The sequence below is a fragment of the Gilliamella sp. B2887 genome (assembly GCF_026537015.1).
In the GTDB taxonomy this organism is placed as follows: Bacteria; Pseudomonadota; Gammaproteobacteria; order Enterobacterales; family Orbaceae; genus Gilliamella.
Genome location: NZ_JAFNMX010000012.1, coordinates 16,259 through 36,247, shown reverse-complemented (window position 1 = coordinate 36,247; position 19,989 = coordinate 16,259). Strand labels below are relative to the sequence as shown.

At 34.3% G+C, this 19,989-nt stretch carries 19 protein-coding genes and 1 other RNA gene; 16 read left to right on the top strand and 4 right to left on the bottom strand.

Features of this window, described 5'->3' with window-relative positions:
• The first annotated feature begins 2 nt into the window (after positions 1 to 2).
• Genes J3U13_RS09515 through J3U13_RS09485 form a run of 7 tightly spaced genes read left to right on the top strand, consistent with a single transcriptional unit; the run spans position 3 to position 7,028 of the window.
• Positions 3 to 941 (top strand): hypothetical protein, encoded by a 939-nt coding sequence (locus J3U13_RS09515; RefSeq protein ID WP_267341726.1) that lies wholly within the window; start codon positions 3 to 5, stop codon positions 939 to 941.
• A gap of 14 nt (positions 942 to 955) precedes the next feature.
• Entirely contained in the window at positions 956 to 1,915 is a 960-nt protein-coding gene (locus tag J3U13_RS09510) for a hypothetical protein (RefSeq protein ID WP_267341725.1), read from the top strand.
• Entirely contained in the window at positions 1,915 to 3,576 is a 1,662-nt protein-coding gene (locus J3U13_RS09505; protein WP_267341723.1) for a hypothetical protein, read from the top strand. The genes J3U13_RS09510 and J3U13_RS09505 overlap by 1 nt, the downstream gene beginning before the upstream one ends.
• Positions 3,563 to 4,375: a phage BR0599 family protein gene (locus J3U13_RS09500; protein ID WP_267341722.1), complete on the top strand. Its 813-nt coding sequence runs from the start codon at positions 3,563 to 3,565 to the stop codon at positions 4,373 to 4,375. The genes J3U13_RS09505 and J3U13_RS09500 overlap by 14 nt, the downstream gene beginning before the upstream one ends.
• Positions 4,376 to 4,385: 10 nt before the next feature.
• Entirely contained in the window at positions 4,386 to 4,616 is a 231-nt protein-coding gene (locus J3U13_RS09495) for a hypothetical protein (protein WP_075508847.1), read from the top strand.
• Positions 4,597 to 4,815: a hypothetical protein gene (locus J3U13_RS09490; RefSeq protein ID WP_267341719.1), complete on the top strand. Its 219-nt coding sequence runs from the start codon at positions 4,597 to 4,599 to the stop codon at positions 4,813 to 4,815. Before J3U13_RS09495 ends, J3U13_RS09490 begins: the two co-directional genes overlap by 20 nt.
• 2 nt (positions 4,816 to 4,817) lie before the next feature.
• Positions 4,818 to 7,028: a phage tail protein gene (locus J3U13_RS09485; RefSeq protein ID WP_267341717.1), complete on the top strand. Its 2,211-nt coding sequence runs from the start codon at positions 4,818 to 4,820 to the stop codon at positions 7,026 to 7,028.
• Positions 7,029 to 7,475: 447 nt separating this feature from the next.
• Here J3U13_RS09485 and J3U13_RS09480 read toward each other — a convergent pair whose 3' ends face one another.
• The 3 genes from J3U13_RS09480 to J3U13_RS09470 form a co-directional block, all read right to left on the bottom strand.
• Positions 7,476 to 8,531, bottom strand: a complete 1,056-nt coding sequence (locus tag J3U13_RS09480; protein WP_267341716.1) for an alpha/beta fold hydrolase — start codon at positions 8,529 to 8,531, stop codon at positions 7,476 to 7,478.
• Positions 8,532 to 8,865: 334 nt separating this feature from the next.
• The gene (ubiT, locus tag J3U13_RS09475) at positions 8,866 to 9,372 is read right to left on the bottom strand and encodes a ubiquinone anaerobic biosynthesis accessory factor UbiT (protein WP_267341715.1); all 507 of its coding nucleotides are present in this window, start codon (positions 9,370 to 9,372) and stop codon (positions 8,866 to 8,868) included.
• Entirely contained in the window at positions 9,373 to 11,001 is a 1,629-nt protein-coding gene (locus J3U13_RS09470; RefSeq protein ID WP_267341714.1) for a Na+/H+ antiporter, read from the bottom strand.
• Between the two features lie 153 nt (positions 11,002 to 11,154).
• On the opposite strand from J3U13_RS09470, the gene recO reads away from it, so the two are divergent.
• Positions 11,155 to 11,847: a DNA repair protein RecO gene (gene recO / locus J3U13_RS09465; RefSeq protein ID WP_267341712.1), complete on the top strand. Its 693-nt coding sequence runs from the start codon at positions 11,155 to 11,157 to the stop codon at positions 11,845 to 11,847.
• Positions 11,848 to 11,894: 47 nt separating this feature from the next.
• Here the strand turns inward: recO and J3U13_RS09460 are convergent, their stop codons facing one another.
• The gene (locus J3U13_RS09460) at positions 11,895 to 12,344 is read right to left on the bottom strand and encodes a YaiI/YqxD family protein (RefSeq protein WP_267341711.1); all 450 of its coding nucleotides are present in this window, start codon (positions 12,342 to 12,344) and stop codon (positions 11,895 to 11,897) included.
• A gap of 263 nt (positions 12,345 to 12,607) precedes the next feature.
• Between J3U13_RS09460 and thrS the strand changes: the two genes are divergently transcribed.
• The 8 genes from thrS to ffs all read left to right on the top strand — a co-directional run bounded on the left by thrS (position 12,608) and on the right by ffs (position 19,913).
• Positions 12,608 to 14,533, top strand: coding sequence for a threonine--tRNA ligase (gene thrS, locus J3U13_RS09455; RefSeq protein WP_267341710.1), 1,926 nt, complete (start codon positions 12,608 to 12,610; stop codon positions 14,531 to 14,533).
• A 27-nt stretch (positions 14,534 to 14,560) separates the two neighbouring features.
• Positions 14,561 to 15,100: a translation initiation factor IF-3 gene (gene infC, locus J3U13_RS09450; protein ID WP_416380218.1), complete on the top strand. Its 540-nt coding sequence runs from the start codon at positions 14,561 to 14,563 to the stop codon at positions 15,098 to 15,100.
• Positions 15,101 to 15,184: 84 nt separating this feature from the next.
• Positions 15,185 to 15,382 carry a 50S ribosomal protein L35 gene (gene rpmI / locus J3U13_RS09445; protein ID WP_034945602.1) on the top strand — a complete coding sequence of 66 codons (198 nt, stop codon included), beginning with the start codon at positions 15,185 to 15,187 and terminating at the stop codon, positions 15,380 to 15,382.
• Positions 15,383 to 15,414: 32 nt separating this feature from the next.
• On the top strand, positions 15,415 to 15,771 hold the full coding sequence (rplT, locus tag J3U13_RS09440) for a 50S ribosomal protein L20 (protein WP_267341708.1): 357 nt from the start codon (positions 15,415 to 15,417) through the stop codon (positions 15,769 to 15,771).
• Positions 15,772 to 15,978: 207 nt separating this feature from the next.
• Entirely contained in the window at positions 15,979 to 16,962 is a 984-nt protein-coding gene (pheS, locus tag J3U13_RS09435; RefSeq protein WP_267341707.1) for a phenylalanine--tRNA ligase subunit alpha, read from the top strand.
• A gap of 16 nt (positions 16,963 to 16,978) precedes the next feature.
• On the top strand, positions 16,979 to 19,366 hold the full coding sequence (gene pheT, locus J3U13_RS09430) for a phenylalanine--tRNA ligase subunit beta (RefSeq protein WP_267341706.1): 2,388 nt from the start codon (positions 16,979 to 16,981) through the stop codon (positions 19,364 to 19,366).
• A 5-nt stretch (positions 19,367 to 19,371) separates the two neighbouring features.
• Positions 19,372 to 19,665 (top strand): integration host factor subunit alpha, encoded by a 294-nt coding sequence (locus J3U13_RS09425; protein ID WP_267341705.1) that lies wholly within the window; start codon positions 19,372 to 19,374, stop codon positions 19,663 to 19,665.
• A 152-nt stretch (positions 19,666 to 19,817) separates the two neighbouring features.
• Positions 19,818 to 19,913, top strand: an RNA gene (ffs, locus tag J3U13_RS09420) — signal recognition particle sRNA small type.
• The last annotated feature ends 76 nt before the right edge of the window (positions 19,914 to 19,989 follow it).

Genomic DNA, 19,989 nt, shown 5'->3' with positions numbered 1-19,989 from the left:
CTATGGCGTATCAAAGTGGAATTGCAGATAACGAAATCGATTTACTGGATAAATTAAATCTATTTTTAACAACTGATAGTGAATTAGTTAAAACAGGTGATAACTGGACAGAAATTTACAGCGGCGAAACTGCAGCTACAGCAACTATAGCAAAACGAAAATCATATGCATGGAGTGCGCCGGGAGCGACTGTTGGCAATAATATTTATGTTGCGTGTAAAACAGATAATAGCATTTTAAATGATACTTATAATCTTTATTTCTGCGGTGGAACCTACTTTAATGTTGAATTAATCAATCAACCCAATGACATATTTAGCGGTATGTTAAATTGCACACAAGTTGGACTATTTGCTGATAATAATCCACTACATTACTGGTTTTTTGCTAATAATCGTCGTTTTGTTGTGGTAACAAAAATGACAACTGTTTATTCAAGTTGTTATTGCGGATTTATGCTACCAAACGCATTGCCAAATGAGTACCCTTATCCACTTGTCATTGCAGGTAGTTGTAATAATGAATTACTGCGATATTCAATCACAACAGATTATTTTTCCTCAATTATCGACCCGCGTAACAATCATTTTTATGTATTTACCCCAGCGCAATCATGGCAACAGTTTTATGGTTCAAAAGGTAGCCAAACAATGTTAGTTTATCCAAGAGGTATTGAACAATTTTATTATTATGGCAATAAAAAAATCAATGCATTAACTGCATCACCTGATAGCTACTCACCACTTTATCCTGTTTCCATTGTTGACGTGACAAAAGGTGCAACTCAATTTTGGGGAGCGTTAGATGGTGTTTACTGGGTACCAGGATTAAGTCGAGCGGCAGAAGATACGATTAAAACCGATGATGGTCGCGAATTTATTATTTTTCAAAACGGTTTTCGTGTAACAAATATTGATTTTTTTGCAATTGAAAAAATATAGGATAGGAGCTAAACATGGCATATCAAACGGGTAACGCCTCGTCGGTTATGGATTTATTATCAAAATTGGCGACATTTGCACAATCAGTTAATGGGTGGGTTGTTGATAAAATTAATACTAAAGAAAAAGAACTCTATTTACATAATGAAAAATGTTTTTGGAGCCTAAAAGTTGGCACATCAAATTCACTCCCCACGTTGTACATTGCCATCAATAATCAGTTTAAAGCAAATTTACCCTGGGACAATCAAACAGGCTCAAGCTCGTTTAACGGTAAAGCAAATTTCTATCGTTATTATTGGGGTGCTGGTACTAATTTTCATAATGAACCATTTGCATCATATACATTTTTAGCAACAGCACAATATATTCATGTTGTTGTACGTGTCGATTCTCGTCGTTTTCGTCATTTTGGTATTGGAACAATAAAAAAAGATGGAATTTACAATGGTGGTCATTATGCGTACGGAACACATTCAACAAACACTAATGATACAAGTTACGCATCATATCCCTTCACCAGTGATATGTACTTGTATATCGGATCGCTCCCTTGGCGTACATTCGCTAACGTTATTAGAGTTGAGGACAAAGATTATTTTTTTGGCGCAAATGAGTCAGGTTATGAAGGAATAGGCGCAATGGGTATTGGTGATGCAACAATTCGGCGTGACTATAAACCCCACCCTGATATGTTGCTTGTTGAGGCAAGTTTATCTCAATTTAATAATTTGATAACGTTGGTGCCACAATCCATTTATCTGCATTTGGCTAGCAAACAATATCAACGCATCGGTGTAGTTCCTGATTTTTATGTTGCCAGAATTGATGGTGTTGTTCCTGGTACTATTCGTGAAATTAATGGTGAAAAATATTATTGCTGTGCGGCAACAATGTTTCAAACTGTCACAGATAAAGTTCAAGATGAAGATAACAGTTATGACCTTGGCTACTTTTATAGAGTAATTGAGTGATGAGTACCAAACATACAGGATACGTTATTAATGGTTTGAAAAAGCTACGTGGTCAGCGCAGCTTTGATTTGCAACAATACCAAGGTATGGCTCGTCTCTCCTTTGTCGTTGAAGACAAAACAGGGCCAGTTACACGCGGAATACCGTTGCAGTTATTCAATGTGCGAAAAGGTTACATTACACAATCATTTTTAAATATTATTTATAACAAGCTCTATATTAATCCATCCACTATTGATGTTGGTTATGTTAGTAATCAACGCACTATAGAAGTATCAATTTTCAACGGTTATTTCAGCAGTAAAATTTTGACTGATATTACCTATAGTGACAAACAAGGGGTCACTGTCAGTAATGTGGCGTTACCACTTTTATTTAGTCGATTAAGCTTAAAAGTGTTATCGATTGATATTGATAGTCATGGCACGGATAGCATTGACTGCACAATTTCGTTTCATTTTTTAAACGCTGAAACCGTTACATTAGTTGTTAGCGGTAATCGTTCGCTACCGCTTTCCCTCTCACCGAATTGGTCGCAAGGTATTACTGAAACATTAGAATGGAAAACCAATATACATCAATCACAAACAGGGGCAGAACAGCGAGTAGCAATGCGATTAACACCACGTCGCACATTTGAATTTCAAATACTTATCCATCAACATGAACGTCGACAAATTGAAAATATACTATTTCATAACTATTTAAGCTCATTTTCATTGCCGATTTATAGTGATAGTGCATTACTGGATAAAGAAATCAAACCAGGTGATAAGACAATCTATTTATCAACTATCGGGCGAGACTATCGTGTTGGCGGTAATCTAACAGTTATGAATGATAGTAATACGATTGTGTCCAATATTGAGTCAATTACAAATTCAAGTATTACTCTATCCGAACCAATATATACAGCTGTTTTAAAAGGTGCCAAAGTATTTCCTATTAAATCGGCAAAATTGACTGAACCACCTAAAATTATCAGGCGAACAGATGAATTAGCAACCGCAGAGTTACGATTTTTAATTGTTGAAAAAAATGACATTAACGTTAATGTTGAACTACCTATGTACAATAATTTTTATGTACTGGAGCAAGAACCAGATTGGTCAGATGATGTACATGTTTCATATGAATCAATGCGACGTGAAATCGACAATCAAACTGGTATCGTGTACTACTCAGATAGCGCAAATCGTGTTTTTATTACTCAATCCCATGAATTTTTAATTAATGGTCGTAATAAACAACTTGAACTGCGTGCCTTGTTTTATGCCCTCCGTGGTCGCCAAAAACCAATTTTTGTACCCTCGTTTAGCAATGATTGCAAACTAGTTGATGATGCAACCAGTGAAATTTTAGATATTGAACAAAATAACATGACTGAAACTTATCTCGGTAGACAGTTCTTAAGAATTTTACTGAGAGGTAACCGCATTTTATATCGTGAAATTGTCAACGTAAAAAGCAATAACAAAGGTGGACTTCGGTTGTTGCTCAATAAAAAAGTTGCATTTATGTGCCAAGAAGTAATCAAAATATCCATAATGCGTCTATGCCGTTTAAATGATGACAAAGTTGTATGGGAGCATTTAACTGATGCTGACGGCACGGCAAAAATAAACGTTACATTTAGGGAGGTACGGTATGAGTTGGAATGAGTTTGAGTATTCTGTTGCAAATGGTCAACCATTAACACTGTATGAGTTTAAAAGGCAGAATTTGTATTACCACTATACAAATGCCGATCGCTCAATAATGGTTAATAATGCGCTATGGGAAGCGATTGCAATTAGTGATAATGGATTATCAGCAAGCAGTAATAATAATGTCGAAATTATCTTACCGGTTACGAATAAAGTGGTTTCTTTTTACCGAGGTGTGCCACCGAGTACATCGGTAAAAATTAGAATTTATCGCATGCATTATCATGATAATCAACAAGAGTTACGGGTGGTATGGGTAGGTAATATCACTGAAGTCAAACGTGAAAAAATTGGTGAAGCCAAAATTATCACCACTAATATTGTTAATACATTTGGTCGTCAGGGATTAAGGTTGACCTGGGGCAGAAAGTGCCCTCATGCACTTTATGATAGTAGATGTAAGGTTAAAGCCCGTCATTATGTCATTTCAGGATTAGAGATCACCGCATTAGATGGTAAATCAATTACATTTAATGTACCACAAGATATTAATAATGGTTACTTTAGTGGTGGCTATATTGAATATGAGTTTGAAGGTCTAACAGAAAGGCGAGGTATTCGCATGCATAACAACAATAATTTAAGCCTATATGGTGGAACTTACGGCTTAAGTGTTGGTTTGATAATTAATGTATACCCTGGTTGTGATAATACAATTAATACCTGTGAAAATAAATTTAATAACCATTTGAATTATGGTGGTTGTCCACATATGCCCGGCAAATCACCGTATAGCATTACTAAATTATTCTAGGAGGTTCATTATGTGGTGGGCGATTGCGCGTTTTGTTGTTGTACTGGTTGCATCCTATTTTCTAAATCAAGCATTAGCCAAAAAACATAATAATAAGGTTAATGCAGCAACGTTTGATGACTTTGATTATCCTCAGCCAACAGAAGGAACACCACAGTGTGTGTTTTTTGGTGACTGTTGGACTGCGGATTGGTTTGTGCTGGCTTATGGAAATTATCGTTATGAAGCAATTAGAAAATAGTATATGGATAACTATGGCCGATATTCGCCGAGGAGGTGGTTGTGCGTGGGGTCTAAAAGCTTGGTTTAAACACTATAAACTGAGTTTTAATGATTTTGTTCAAAATGGTGGGATTGATAGCGAAACAATTTTAAGTACAGGTGATGCGTTAGCTATTCGTATTGTTGAACTGGCAAAACAAAGAGTACAGAAGAGGTAAGTATGGGCAGTAAAAAAAAGAAAACAACTATTGGCTATAAATACTACTTCAGTATTCAGTCAGGCCTTGGGCGTGGACCGATTAATGAGTTAGTTGCCATTACTGCTGATGATAAAACAGTTTTTGCAGGTAAAGCAAATGAAGTCACTGTTAGCAAATCAATTTATATTGATAAGCCGAATTTGTTTGGTGGTACTAATGTTGGTGGTGAAGGTGGAATTAAAGGCATATTTGAAATTGCAATGGGTAATGCAGATCAGGAGCCAACTAGTCGTGTAAAAAATTTACTGGGCGGCGTTGTGCCTGGTTTTCGGGGCATGGTTACGACGTTCTTTGACGGTTTAATTAGTGCTTATTCAGCAAGTCCAAAACCGTGGAAATATAGAGTCAGACGTACAACACAAGGTTGGTCAAATAACGAAGTATGGTACCCAGAGAAATGTATCATCATGTTATATGATGATACATCAACAATTCATGAAAAAGATAATGGAATAAATAGCAATTTAAGAACTATTCATGCAATGAATCCTGCGCATATTTTGATAGAGTGCGGAACTAACAATGATTGGGGACGAGGATTGCAACTATATGAGGATTTTGATTTAGATTCATTTAAAACTGCTGCTGATATTCTATATAGTGAAAAATTCGGTTTATGCTTTCGTTACAATCGACAAGATGGATTAGATACATTTATACAGCAGGTGTTAGATCATATAGGCGCAGTACAATATGCCGATTTAACAACAGGAAAAATTAAACTAAAACTGATTCGTGATAATTACAAAAAAGAAGATTTACCATTGTTTAATTATGATAATGGTATTTTAGTGGTACAGGACGACGATAGTAGCGCTTCCGATAATGTACCAAATGAAATTGCCGTAAAATGGCATAATCCAGTAACGAACGAGGATAGTGAAGTTCGGGCACAAAATTTAGGTGCAATTCAAGCTGTTGGTTTAATCAGTAGCTCTATTGAATATAAAGCACTACCCACATTTGAGCTGGCTGCACGTGTTGCACAGCGAGAACTGGAATCTGGAATTGCGGGTTTAAGGCGTTTAACAATTCAGTTTGATCGCCGCGGTGAAATATTAACTCCTGCTGATTGTTTTCGGGTATCACTGCCAGACAGGGATATCAAAGATATGGTCATGCGGGTTGGCTCTATTAACGAGCACGAAGATGGAATGATTGAAATCACCGCAATTCAGGATGTTTTTGGATTGGCAGATACAGTTTATAACAGTGGTAATCAATCTGGAACAGGGCTAGTTCAAGATACAACACCAAGGCCAGTTGAAAATTATATGTTATTCGAATCTCCCTATTTTGCAATGAGCCAGTTATCAAATCATGATGTTAATAACGAGTCAGGCTATATGCTCCTAGTTTCTGCTCAGCCAAATTCACAGTCAATTAACTATTTATTACAAACGGCAACTGAAGGGGCTGATTTTACAATAAAAGGAACATGTGACTTTACACCAAGTGCGGTATTAATAAGTAAACGTCAGTTAAGTAAAGTAGATACACAATTAAGCGTGATTTTTAACAAAAATATGACAGATGTTTCAATTGGCAGCGCAGCTATTATTGGTAATGAAATCATTCGAATTGATGCATTTGATGAGTTAAATGGCACCGTAACAATAGCAAGGGGATGTGCAGACACATTACCACAAACACATAGTAAAGATTCGTTTATCTGGTTTTTTGATAGCCTATTTGAAACGGACGGCATTGAATATTTAAAAGGTGAAGTTGCTTATGTTCAACAGTTAACACAAACTAATACTGGAACACTCAGTGCAAATAAAGCTCCTATTCGAGCACTAAAATTTAACGCAAGAGCCGCACGACCATACCCTCCAGCTAATTTACAGGTTAATGGTGTTATTACAGAGACAATAACACTAAAAGAACAAGAAACAATAGTATTAACATGGTTACATAGAAACAAAGAAATACAACAAGATAATCTCATTGCATATAATGAGGGCAATATTGATAAACCAGAAACTGTTGAATATCATATTGAATATTATTTAGCTGGTGAACTAAAGAAAACAGTAGTAACAAATGAAAATTCTCACGAATTGGAAATTAATGACACTGAACGTTTTGATGAAATTCGGATTTACACATACGACACAAAATCCGAGTTAGAAAGTTTACAAAAATACATTTTACAAATTAAAGCTTAATATTTGTAATTTGTTTTCATATGATGAAAAATACAAAATAGTTAATTATCACTTAATTTGAGCGTGATTTATCACGCTCGGCATCACATTATTAATCTGAATTAATCTGACTAAGTATTTATATAAATGTGATGAAATTATAGAAAATTTGTGAATCTAGTAATCTCATGAAATATTAGTTAATTCCAATGTAAGAAAAAAGTTCTATTTAATAAATGAGCTTCGCTATGGTAGGGGCCATTTATGCAAATAAGAATTATGGTGGATAAAGATTTTTTATTATTTATGGGTATTTGGTGATAGATCATTTACTTAAATTAAAAATTTTGTATAAACCAATAAAATATTTGTGACGTTGTAACTTTAAATTAAAAGTACAACATCACTATAAAAGTATTATCTCTAAAAGTATTAATTGTTTATCATCCATTTCATTTAAAATTTGATCTATTTATTCTCTTCTAATTCTTTTAAAAATTGAGTTAAATGATCTTTCCACAAATTAGCCGACAAGGTGGTACTATGCCCACTGGTTTCGTTACTTGCAGGTATTAATACATAATGAGCATGAGGAATTTTTTTTAGGGCTTTTTCCATCAGACCAACAGTCGGTGGGTTTCTTTCATCATCTTCTGAGTTTATTGCTAATACATGTGCTTTAATTTTAATTAAATCTTTAGTTGGATCATAGTTTCTTGCTGCATCAAATTGAAATAAAAAATCATTAGTATCCATTGTAATGCGTTCTTTTAATCTACTGGCTAATAGTTCTTCTGCTTTTGCGGTACTATATGCCTTATTTTGCCAAGCAATATCACCTCCGTTGGTTGCTATATTGTAGTAATTATATACTGTTTGAAAATTTTCAGGCTGCTTATCATAAAATCCATTTTTCCAATTTGGATCGCTTTTAATAGCATTAATAACCATTTTTCTCATAATCCAATTTCGACTAGACATAGGGGCAGGGGTTGCTGCCATTGGTACTGCAGCAGTCATAAAATCAGGATACATTGTAACCCATTTCCAAGTATTCATTCCTCCCATCGAATTACCTATAATAAGGTATAAATGATCTATTTTTAATCCATTTTTTATTAATTGGTATTGTGCATTAACCATATCCGCATAATCATAATGTGGAAAATCACCTTTCATACCATCCGAAGGTTTTGATGATTGTCCTGTACCTATAGCATCAGGAAGAATAATAAAGTACTTTTCTGCATCTAATGGCATTCCTTTATCAAATAAAGCATGGCCAAAACTATCATTTAACATTGATTCTCCATTACCAGTAGTTCCATGTAATATTAAAACTGGCTTATTTTCTGGATTTCCAAGAGTTATATAATGTATTGATAATTTTGGCATTGTATTGCCATCATTAAATTTGAAATGATTAATAATGTAATTCGATTCATTTTTATTATTAAAATCAAGACAGAACCCTAAAGAAGGAATTATAAGTAAAACGAATAGTTTTTTCTTAAAATTGACCATAATTTATTTTGTGTAATTGCTATTTATTTTCACAATTTAGCTCTACTGGATTTAAATAGGAAATGAATATTTTGTTAATTGTGATTAATCTCTCAATATTTAGTTAGAATCAACATTTAGAATTGATCATTTTATTATTTAAAAAATTTTGTGTTATACGAAAGATCACATAAAAAATGCAAATAGATTAAAATTGAAAGATTATTATTAGGATATAGAAAACAATGAAGAGCTTTAATTTAATTTAGTTAAAATTGAATATCAATTTGGTTGAAAAATAAAAAAGGAATGAATTGATAACATTCCTTTTTTTATTATGAATAATCGATAATTTTTATTCTTTTGGTGCACTCTCAATTACGTTTGCTAACTTTTCAAGAGTTATTCTGAGCGGTTTAGGCATAGATTCTAATTCAATTGAATCCATTAAGTTTTTAACGTAGAGACCAAGCTCAGTATCACCTTCAACAATTAATCGACGTTGAAAAAAGAGAGTATCAGGGTCTTGACGTCTAGTAGCAATCATTATTAGATCATTCGCATTGCCAATAAAGCTTACATCAGCAATTTCCTCTCGACTGACAACTAATTTATTCTCGATTAGACTAACAAACCATACTAATTGTAGATCCGTAACTTGAATTTTAAGCCAGCGATTTTCTAAAAAATCAAGATCACCATCCTCAAGTGAATGTTTAAACTGTATTTGTAACAATTGTTCAATAACTTGTTTTTTTAAATTAAAAGGAATACAGCGTAAGGTAATTCCTAACACTTGAGGTGCTTTATCCACAAATGTTGTATGTATTTTTCCTAATAAATTATGCTGGCTTTCTATCATTTACACATCTCCAGAGATCATTTTCTCATAAATATCTAAATCAGTGTTTAGATGTTCGAAAGTTTCTTCACTTACTTCATTACGAATTTTCATTTGTAATAATGCTGTACGTTCTGCACCAATTGCAACCAAGCGCATACGTCTTTCAAGGTTCTCAGCTTCTAGTGCTTTTTGTTCTAAATCTTTAAGACCTGTTCTACGTCTTAATGAACCAATAACACGTGAGCCAACTTCGTGGATTATCTCTTGATCTAAACCCGCTTCAGATGTTTCTTGCAGTAAATTGTTTTGCATTTTTTCAAGACTAACAATAGCTTCTTCTGCCATTTGTCCTTTCACAGTTAAAATTTCATTGTCTTGTTTAGAATTATCTAAAATTACACTTCCTCGTAATAAAATAGGTAATATCACGACCGCGACAATCAATGAAATTAAGATAATTCCTGTAGCAATAAAGACCAATTGATATCGTCCAGCAATAGTCATTGGAATGGATAATACACCAGCTAAAGTAATTGCTCCACGAACACCAGCGAAAGTTGAAATTAATAGATCGCGGTTTGTATATGACCTAAATGCTAAAGGTCGTTTTGTCCCAAATGGCATAGTTGGCATCTGTTTCATCGCCCAAAGCCAAGCAAATCTTGTTCCCATTAACACGATAAAAACAAATAAAACAATAAAGCATAATTGCCATAACTCAATTGACGCATCTGTTTGATTTTCAGCAAAAGTGTTATTTAAAATACTAGGCAGTTGAATACCTAACAGAACAAAAACAAATCCGTTAAATACAAAAGTTAACATTGACCATGCACTATCTGATTGTAAACGTGTTGTCAAAGGTGCATTACGCATCATACCAGAATGATTAACGGTCATACCGGCACTTACAGCTGCTAAAATGCCGGAACAATGACATTCTTCAGCAATAATATAAGCCGCAAATGGTAGTAAGAATAATAATACGATTTGGATTGCTGGGTCATTATTAGTAAGCTTATTTATTTTACGTAAAATCCTTGCATATAACCAAGTAAATAAAACACCAACCGCTAAACCGCCGATAGCAACGACAAAAAAAGATAAACTAATTTGCCATAAATTAAATTCAAGCAGTCCTGTTGCAATTGCAATCGCAAACTTCAAAGAAACTAGACCAGAAGCGTCATTCATTAATGCTTCACCTTCAATAATTTCCATTTTTTCTTTGTCTATACGACCTTTACCAACAATACCACTCAAGGCAACAGCATCGGTAGGTGATAAGACAGCTGCGAGGGCTAAGGCTGCTGCTAATTGGACATTTGGTAACATCCAATGAAGAATGTAACCTAAAGCGATAATTGAGATAACCACCAATACAAGTGCTAATCCAACAATTTCTCTGAAATTATATACAAAGTCTTTTACTGATGTTTTTCGACCATCAGCAAACAGTAAGGGAGGTATAAATAAAACAAGAAAGAGTTCTGGATCGAATTTTACGTAAACACCAAAAGCGGCAAGAATGCAACCTAATAATATTTGCATTAGCGGTAAAGGTATTTGAATTGGTAACATTTTAACAACGACACCAGAAAGTGATACAATTAATACGAGAAGTAAAATTATTGAAAAAAGTTCCATAGCTTGTCTTTTATTTATCCTATAATCCTATTGTTATCATTTGATTATATCGGATTTTTATCATAATTTCAGGTTAAATTTCATAAAATTACTTTTTTTTTGTTCAGATAAAATTATTAATCAAAAAAACAACAATCTAAATAAAGGTTCTGCATGGAAAATTGGCAAAGAGCATTTGTTTTGCATACTCGTACTCAAACTGAAAGCAGTTTATTCGTTGATCTTTTTGTTGAAAGTGGAGGCAAAATAACCGTTTTAGCTAAAGGAGCTCGACGAAAGAATTCTACTTTAAAAGGCCTTTTACAGCCGTTTACCCCTTTAATTGTACAATGTTCTGGCAAGGGTAATATAAAAATATTGCGTCAGGTAGAAGCGATGTCACTCACTTTACCACTAGTTTCGGTTTCATTATATAGCGCTTTTTATTTAAATGAATTATTACACCGCGTATTAATTGCAGATACTGATATGCCAACACTTTTTGACGATTATTTAAAAAGTTTGCAACAACTGGCACAACAAATTCCTGCTGAGAATGTACTGCGTATTTTTGAACTTTCATTATTAGAAAATTTAGGTTATCACGTAGATTTTTTTCATTGTAGCGTAACAGGTGATGATATTGTTGAATCAATGTATTATCAATATCAATCCGAAAATGGATTTATCAGTAGTTTATTAAGAAATAGTACCAGTTTCACTGGTGAACAGGTATTGGCTTTAGGAAACCGTGTTTTTAATAGTCCTGATACATTAAAAGCCGCTAAACGTTTTACTCGAATGGCTTTAAAACCTTACGTAGGTTCAAAGCCCTTTAAGAGTAGAGAATTATTTCTAAAAATATAACTTTATAAAATGATTAACGATAAATTTTTTAAATTATTGATATAATTTTATCTAGTTAATTTATTAATTAAAAAATTAAGTTGATTAGCAAATTTTTCGCGATCCTTATATGAAAATGGAGCAGGTCCTTTAGTTTGGATTCCACTTGCTCGCAGTGTTTCCATAAAATCTCTCATCACTAGTCGCTCTTTAATTGAATCTAAAGTATAAATTTCACCTCTAGGCGTAAGAACAAAAGCACCTTTCTTTAATACATCGGATGCTAATGGTATATCTGATGTAATAACTAAATCATTGAGTTCAACAAGTTCGACAATTTTGTTATCCGCTTTATCAAAGCCATTTTCCACTAGTAATCTAGTAATAAAAGGTGAAGAGGGAATATTTAACCATTGATTAGCAATTAACTTCGTATTGATTGATTTACGAATCGCGTTTCGAAATAAAATTTCTTTAATTGGGTTAGGGCATGCATCAGCATCGATCCAAATGTTCATAATAGTATCAATAAATAATTTAACTTAAACAGTAATGAATCATAAAGCATTTAAAACGTTTTAGTATTCAAATTTTGTCCAAAAGTTTTATTTTAACTATCTCTTTCAGTATACTGAAAGAGATTCATTATTAATATTAATAAGGTTACTATTTTTATTTGAAATCCTTATGATAAATGGTAGTATACGCGATCTATTATTTTATATGCAATATTTACACATGTGCGCTTTCGTGTGGCGCACCACTGTTATAAGGATTTATTATGCCAATTATTACTCTTCCTGACGGAAGTCAACGTCAATTTGATAAACCAGTGACTGTTCTAGAAGTTGCACAAAGTATTGGAGCAGGGCTTGCTAAGGCGTGTATTGCTGGGCGTGTAAATGGTCAACGTAAAGATGCCTGTGATGTAATTGATGAGGATGCAACATTGGCGATTATTACAGCCAAAGATGAAGACGGTTTAGAGATTATTCGTCACTCTTGTGCCCATTTATTAGGTCATGCTATTAAACAATTATGGCCTAACACGCAAATGGCGATTGGTCCCACTATTGACAATGGTTTCTATTACGATATCGATTTAGACCATTCTTTAACTCAGGAAGATCTTGATGCTTTAGAAAAACGTATGCACGAATTAGCAAAAAAAGATTATGAAGTAAAAAAGGAAGTTGTAAGCTGGGAACGCGCTAGAGAAGTATTTTGGGAACGTCGTGAACCATATAAAATTGCCATTTTAGACGAAAATATTTCTAAGGATTCAACACCAGCTCTTTATCATCATGAAGAATATATTGATATGTGCCGAGGACCGCATGTTCCGAATATGCGTTTTTGTCATCATTTTAAACTGCAAAAAATCGCTGGTGCTTATTGGCGTGGTAATAGTGATAATAAAATGTTACAGCGCATTTATGGCACAGCTTGGGCGGATAAAAAACAACTAGATAGTTATTTACAATTTTTAGAAGAAGCAGCAAAACGGGATCACCGTAAAATTGGTAAACAACTAGATCTTTATCATATGCAAGAAGAAGCACCAGGTATGGTATTTTGGCATAATGATGGTTGGATTATATTTCGTGAACTAGAAGTTTTTGTTCGTACCAAACTAAAAGAATATAATTATCAAGAAGTAAAAGGTCCATTTATGATGGATCGCGTATTATGGGAAAAAACAGGTCATTGGGGCAACTATAAAGAATTAATGTTTGTTACTTCATCTGAAAATCGTGAATATTGTATTAAACCAATGAACTGCCCAGGTCATGTGCAAATTTTTAATCAAGGACTAAAATCTTATCGTGATTTGCCTTTACGTATGGCTGAGTTTGGTAGTTGCCATCGTAATGAACCTTCTGGTTCACTACATGGTCTAATGCGAGTTCGTGGCTTTACCCAAGATGATGCGCACATATTCTGCACGGAAGAGCAAATTCGAGGTGAGGTAAATAGTTGTATTAAAATGGTTTATGATACTTACCGTACCTTTGGTTTTATAGATATTACTGTGAAATTATCAACTCGCCCAGAAAAACGTATTGGTAAAGATGAAACATGGGATTTAGCTGAAAAAGATTTAGCGGAATGTTTAACTGAAAATGGTATTGAATTTGAATATTTACCTGGCGAAGGTGCATTTTATGGACCAAAGATTGAATTTACTTTACATGATTGTTTAGGGCGAGCGTGGCAATGTGGTACAGTTCAACTTGATTTTATGCTACCTGAGCGTCTAGATGCGACCTACGTTGGTGAAGATAACGAACGTCATACACCAGTAATGATCCATAGAGCAATTTTAGGTTCCATGGAGCGTTTCATGGGAATATTGACCGAAAATTGTGCAGGTTTTTTCCCAACATGGCTTGCTCCTTTGCAAGTTGCAGTAATAAATATTACGGATAATCAAGCTGAATATGCTAAACAATTAACCGAGCAATTGCAAAAAGTTGGAATTAGAGCAAAAGCGGACTTGAGAAATGAGAAAATTGGGTTTAAAATTCGGGAGCATACTCTAAAACGTGTTCCGTATATGTTTGTTTGTGGAGACAAAGAAATGCAATCAGGAACAATTTCAGTTCGAACTCGTCAAGGTAAAGATCTTGGTAGCTTTGAAGTGAAACATGTTATAGAATTGTTGCTTAATGAAATTCATAGTCGTTCATTGGAACAGATGGATTAACGATAAATTAATTTGGAGGAATGAGATATTAAAGTCAGTAAACGTATTCAGTCAACACGCGCACATAAGATCAATGATGAAATTACTGCTCGTGAGGTGAGGTTAACCGGCGTCGATGGTGAGCAGCTCGGTATAGTAAGCTTAGAAGAAGCTTTAAAACAAGCGGAAGAAGCAACTTTAGATTTAGTCGAAATAAGCCCTAATGCAGAGCCACCTGTTTGTCGAATTATGGATTATGGCAAGTTCCTCTATGAAAAGAGTAAAGCAACAAAAGAACAGAAGAAAAAGCAAAAGGTTGTTCAGGTTAAGGAAATTAAGTTCCGACCTGGTACAGATGAAGGCGACTATCAGGTAAAACTCCGCAGCCTGATTCGCTTTCTTGAAGATGGCGATAAAGCTAAAGTCACGCTCCGTTTTCGTGGACGTGAAATGGCTCACCAACAGTTAGGTACTGAGATGCTTGATCGTATTAAGGAAGACTTAGCTGATTTGGCAATTATTGAATCTTATCCAACTAAGATTGAAGGTCGTCAAATGGTAATGGTGTTAGCGCCGAAGAAGAAGTAATGGTTTTGCAAGTTATTTTTTAGTTTTCTAAAAATTACACCATTATTTTATTTTTATTAACAATGCGAAGTGGAAATTAATAAAATGCCTAAAATTAAAACTGTAAAAGGCGCAGCAAAGCGCTTTAAAAAAACAGCTTCTGGTGGCTTTAAGCATAAGCAAGCGAACAAAAGCCATATCCTAACCAAAAAATCAACTAAGCGTAAACGTCATTTACGCGGTTTGACTACCGTGTCAAAAGGCGATTTAGGTTTAGTTACTGCGTGTGTTCCATACGCTTAATTTATTGGTTAATTAATTAGAGGATATAGTTTATGGCTCGTGTTAAACGTGGTGTTATTGCTCGTGCACGTCACAAGAAAATTTTAAAACAAGCAAAAGGTTATTATGGAGCTCGTTCACGTGTTTATCGTGTAGCTTTCCAAGCAGTAATTAAAGCTGGACAATATGCTTACCGTGACCGTCGTCAGCGTAAACGTCAATTCCGTCAATTATGGATTGTTCGTATTAATGCTGCTGCTCGTCAATGTGGTCTTTCTTATAGCCGTTTTATCAATGGATTAAAGAAAGCTTCAATTGAAATTGATCGTAAAATCCTTGCTGATATTGCTGTATTTGACAAAAATGCATTTGCTGCATTGGTTGAAAAAGCAAAAGCTGCATTAAAATAGCTTTATAAGAGCCGAGTTATCTCGGCTTTTATCATTTTATCGACAATATGATTTAAGAGTTAAGTAATTATGAAATTAGTTGTTTTTCGTTTCTTTTTTAGCGTCATTAAAAATATTCTTTCGTGAGGCAAAGGAAAAACGAAAAATAATTATAAAAGCCTCAGGAGAGGCTTTTTTTATGTAATGAACAATAAGCAGGAGAACTGTATGTCTCAATTAGTTGAACTGGTAAGCAATGCCAAATCCGCTATTGAAAATGCTAACGACATTAATACGATCGAACAGATCAGAGTGGAATATTTTGGTAAAAAAGGCTATTTTACATTGCAGATGGCTTCTTTACGTGATGTTCCTGCCGAAGAACGCCCAGCAGTAGGTCAAAAAATAAATGATGCAAAACAAGAAGTTGTCGAAATATTAAATCAAAAACGCAATCTTTTAGAGCGTCAAATCTTAGACGCAAAACTTGCAAATGAGACAATTGATATTACCTTACCAGGTAAATCACTTGAGTTGGGTGGATTACATCCAGTGACAAAAACAATCAATCGGTTAGTTGATTTTTTTGGAGAACTAGGCTTTGCTGTTGAAACTGGACCAGAAATAGAAGATGATTATCATAACTTTGATGCATTAAATATTCCTGCTCACCATCCTGCTCGTGCTGATCATGATACATTCTGGTTTGATGCAAAACGTTTATTACGTACTCAAACTTCAACTGTTCAAATTCGAACTATGGAAAATCAAAAACCGCCAATACGAATCATTGCTCCAGGTAGAACCTACCGTAATGATTATGATCAGACTCATACTCCAATGTTCCATCAAATGGAAGGATTATTAGTTGATAAAGAAATTAGTTTTACCCATTTAAAAGGTTTGTTACATGATTTTCTTCATTGCTTTTTTGAAGATAATATGGAAATAAGATTTAGACCAGCCTATTTCCCATTTACTGAACCTTCTGCAGAAGTTGATATTAAAGCTAAAAATGGTAAATGGTTGGAAGTACTTGGATGTGGAATGGTTCATCCAAATGTATTGCGTAATGTTGGTATTGATCCTGAAGTTTATAGTGGTTTTGCCTTTGGCATGGGAATTGAAAGATTAACAATGTTACGTTACGGTGTCACTGATTTGCGTTCTTTCTTTGAAAACGATTTACGTTTTTTAAAGCAATTTAATTAATTCTGGAGATCAAAACATGAAATTTAGTGAAAGTTGGCTACGTGAATGGATCAATCCAGAAATTAGTAGCAAAATGCTAGCCGACCAATTAACGATGGCTGGTTTAGAAGTTGATGACATGGAAAAGGTTGCAGGGGATTTTATTGGCGTTGTAATAGGAAAAGTTGTTGAATGTAAACAACATCCTAATGCAGATAAACTTCGTGTAACTAAAGTGGACATTGGTAAAGATGAATTACTTGATATTGTTTGTGGTGCACCAAATTGCCGTCAAGGTTTAATGGTTGCTTGCGCAACTGTTGGGGCTGTTTTACCAGGAGATTTCAGAATCAAATCTGCAAAACTCCGTGGTGAACCTTCAGAAGGAATGTTGTGCTCTTATTCTGAATTAGGTATTGCTGATGATCATAATGGTATTATTGAATTACCTAATAATGCACCGTTAGGAGAAGATATTCGAGAGTATTTAAATCTTAACGATGTGATGATTGATATAAGTGTTACACCAAATCGTGCCGATTGTTTTGGTATTGTTGGTGTTGCTAGAGATATCTCAGCTGTAAACAATATACCAATGAAGGAGCTTAAAGTAGAAAAGGTACCTGCGTCAATTTCTGATACCGTCTCAATTCAAATAGATGTTCCAAAAGCAGCCCCTCGCTACTTAGGAAGAGTGATCAAAAACATCAATATCCATGCCACTACGCCATTATGGATGAAAGAAAAGTTGCGTCGTGGTGGAATCCGTTCAGTTGATGCCGTTGTCGATATTACTAATTATGTATTACTAGAACTTGGTCACCCAATGCATGCGTTTGATTTAGACCAAATTGAAAAAGGCATTATTGTTCGTTATGCTCATCAAGACGAAGAAATCACATTACTTAATGGCAATGAAGTTAAATTGAATGATAAAACTTTAGTTATTGCTGATCATAATAAAGTATTAGCAATTGCAGGAATTATGGGCGGTGAGAAATCAAGTGTAATACAATCCACAAAAAATATTTTTCTTGAGTCCGCTTATTTTGCACCATTAGCAATTGCCGGTAAAGCTCGAGAATATGGTCTACATACCGAGGCTTCTCACCGCTATGAACGAGGTGTGGATCCAGAATTACAATTTGTAGCAATGGAAAGAGCGACGCAATTATTAGTTGATATTTGTAAAGGGGAGGTTGGACCAGTTATTGAAGTTACAAATCAAAGTGGATTACCTTCACAAGCTACCATAAAGTTACGCCGTAACAGAATTGATCGAATCATAGGTTATACAATTGAAACACAAAAAATAACGGATATTTTAGTTCGACTTGGTTGTGAAGTAGACTATCAAGACGATATTTGGATCGTTAAATCACCTAGCTGGCGTTTTGATTTACAAATTGAAGAAGATTTAGTTGAAGAAGTTGCTCGCGTTTATGGATATAACAACATTCCGAATGCAAATATGAAAATTGAATCTGTGATGCAACCAAAACCTGAAAGTAATATATCATTACGCCGGATAAAAGAGTTATTGGTTGATCGTGGTTATCAAGAGGCTGTAACCTATAGTTTTGTTGATCCTAAAATTCAGCACATTCTTCATCCGAATGAAACGGCAATTACTCTACCAAATCCAATTTCCAGTGAAATGTCTGCGATGCGTTTATCACTGTGGTCAGGATTATTAAATGCAGTACTCTATAATCAAAATCGACAACAATCTCGCATACGACTATTTGAAACAGGCTTACGTTTTATACCAGATGAAAAATGTGAGTTCGGTGTACGTCAAGAATTGATGCTTTCTGGGATTATTACTGGTAATTTATATGAAGACCATTGGCAATTACCTAAAAAGAGCGTTGATTATTATGATCTAAAAGGGGACCTTGAAGCAATTTTCTCACTCTTAGGTTGTGATGAACAAGTCCAATTTAACAGAGCAGAATTACCAGCTTTACATCCAGGACAAAGTGCAGCAATCAATCTAAATGAAGAGGTTATTGGTTATTTGGGTGTGTTGCATCCAGAAATCGAAAAAAAATTATCTTTAAATAGTAAAACGCTTGTTTTTGAAATAAATTTAGCTAAAATTAACTTTAAAAAGGTGCCTGTTGCCAAAGACCTTTCAAAATATCCGTCAAACAAACGAGATATAGCGATTATTGTTTCAAATACAATTCCAGCAGCAGAAATTATTTCAGTGTGTAAACAAGCTGGAGGGGAGCAACTTGTGAAAGTTAATCTATTTGATGTCTATCAAGGTGATAACATCGATGTAGATCAAAAAAGTCTCGCTATCAGTTTGATTTTACAAGACAAATCACGTACACTTGAAGAAGAAGATATAACAAACATTGTAAGCAAGTGTGTTACTGCCTTACAAAATCGTTTTAAAGCCCTATTAAGAGAATAATAACTATGACATTAACTAAAGCTGATATTGCAGATCGTCTTACCGAAAAATTTAATATTGATCGTCAAGAAGCTAAAGTCCTTGTTGAACTTTTTTTTGAAGAGATTCGAGTGGCTTTAGAAAAAGGGGAACCAGTGAAATTATCTGGATTTGGTAATTTTGCTATACGTGATAAAAATTCACGCCCTGGTCGTAATCCTAAAACTGGTGAAAGTGTGGATATTTCAGCTCGTCGAGTTGTTACATTTAGACCAGGTATTAAATTTAGAGAGCGAGTAGAAAAGAATTTAGCACTATAGTTTATTATGTAGGATTAAATTCTATACTCTTATTACAATCGCCTTTCTTTAAAATTTAGATTAAGGAAAGGTCGGTTGGATATGGTATAACAAAATAATAATTGAAATAATTTCATAATTAAAGCATAATATAATCTTTCCTATGGAGGCTCTATGGGTCCTCTTGCAACATTTTTTTGCTCATCAGGTCAGGTCCGGAAGGAAGCAGCCAAAGTAAAAAATATGTGTGTGAGATGTGGCTGATAGGGTCTCCACCACAAAATACTTTTATACTAAAATTATCTGTTTTATAATAAAAAATAAGAAATATAAGAAATGATGCAT

Bases quoted from the DNA above. Each gene is read 5' to 3' on its own strand.
- J3U13_RS09515 (WP_267341726.1), top strand. From the start codon at position 3: ATGGCGTATCAAAGTGGAATTGCAGATAACGAAATCGATTTACTGGAT.
- J3U13_RS09510 (WP_267341725.1), top strand. From the start codon at position 956: ATGGCATATCAAACGGGTAACGCCTCGTCGGTTATGGATTTATTATCA.
- J3U13_RS09505 (WP_267341723.1), top strand. From the start codon at position 1,915: ATGAGTACCAAACATACAGGATACGTTATTAATGGTTTGAAAAAGCTA.
- J3U13_RS09500 (WP_267341722.1), top strand. From the start codon at position 3,563: ATGAGTTGGAATGAGTTTGAGTATTCTGTTGCAAATGGTCAACCATTA.
- J3U13_RS09495 (WP_075508847.1), top strand. From the start codon at position 4,386: ATGTGGTGGGCGATTGCGCGTTTTGTTGTTGTACTGGTTGCATCCTAT.
- J3U13_RS09490 (WP_267341719.1), top strand. From the start codon at position 4,597: ATGAAGCAATTAGAAAATAGTATATGGATAACTATGGCCGATATTCGC.
- J3U13_RS09485 (WP_267341717.1), top strand. From the start codon at position 4,818: ATGGGCAGTAAAAAAAAGAAAACAACTATTGGCTATAAATACTACTTC.
- J3U13_RS09480 (WP_267341716.1), bottom strand. From the start codon at position 8,531: ATGGTCAATTTTAAGAAAAAACTATTCGTTTTACTTATAATTCCTTCT.
- ubiT (WP_267341715.1), bottom strand. From the start codon at position 9,372: ATGATAGAAAGCCAGCATAATTTATTAGGAAAAATACATACAACATTT.
- J3U13_RS09470 (WP_267341714.1), bottom strand. From the start codon at position 11,001: ATGGAACTTTTTTCAATAATTTTACTTCTCGTATTAATTGTATCACTT.
- recO (WP_267341712.1), top strand. From the start codon at position 11,155: ATGGAAAATTGGCAAAGAGCATTTGTTTTGCATACTCGTACTCAAACT.
- J3U13_RS09460 (WP_267341711.1), bottom strand. From the start codon at position 12,344: ATGAACATTTGGATCGATGCTGATGCATGCCCTAACCCAATTAAAGAA.
- thrS (WP_267341710.1), top strand. From the start codon at position 12,608: ATGCCAATTATTACTCTTCCTGACGGAAGTCAACGTCAATTTGATAAA.
- rpmI (WP_034945602.1), top strand. From the start codon at position 15,185: ATGCCTAAAATTAAAACTGTAAAAGGCGCAGCAAAGCGCTTTAAAAAA.
- rplT (WP_267341708.1), top strand. From the start codon at position 15,415: ATGGCTCGTGTTAAACGTGGTGTTATTGCTCGTGCACGTCACAAGAAA.
- pheS (WP_267341707.1), top strand. From the start codon at position 15,979: ATGTCTCAATTAGTTGAACTGGTAAGCAATGCCAAATCCGCTATTGAA.
- pheT (WP_267341706.1), top strand. From the start codon at position 16,979: ATGAAATTTAGTGAAAGTTGGCTACGTGAATGGATCAATCCAGAAATT.
- J3U13_RS09425 (WP_267341705.1), top strand. From the start codon at position 19,372: ATGACATTAACTAAAGCTGATATTGCAGATCGTCTTACCGAAAAATTT.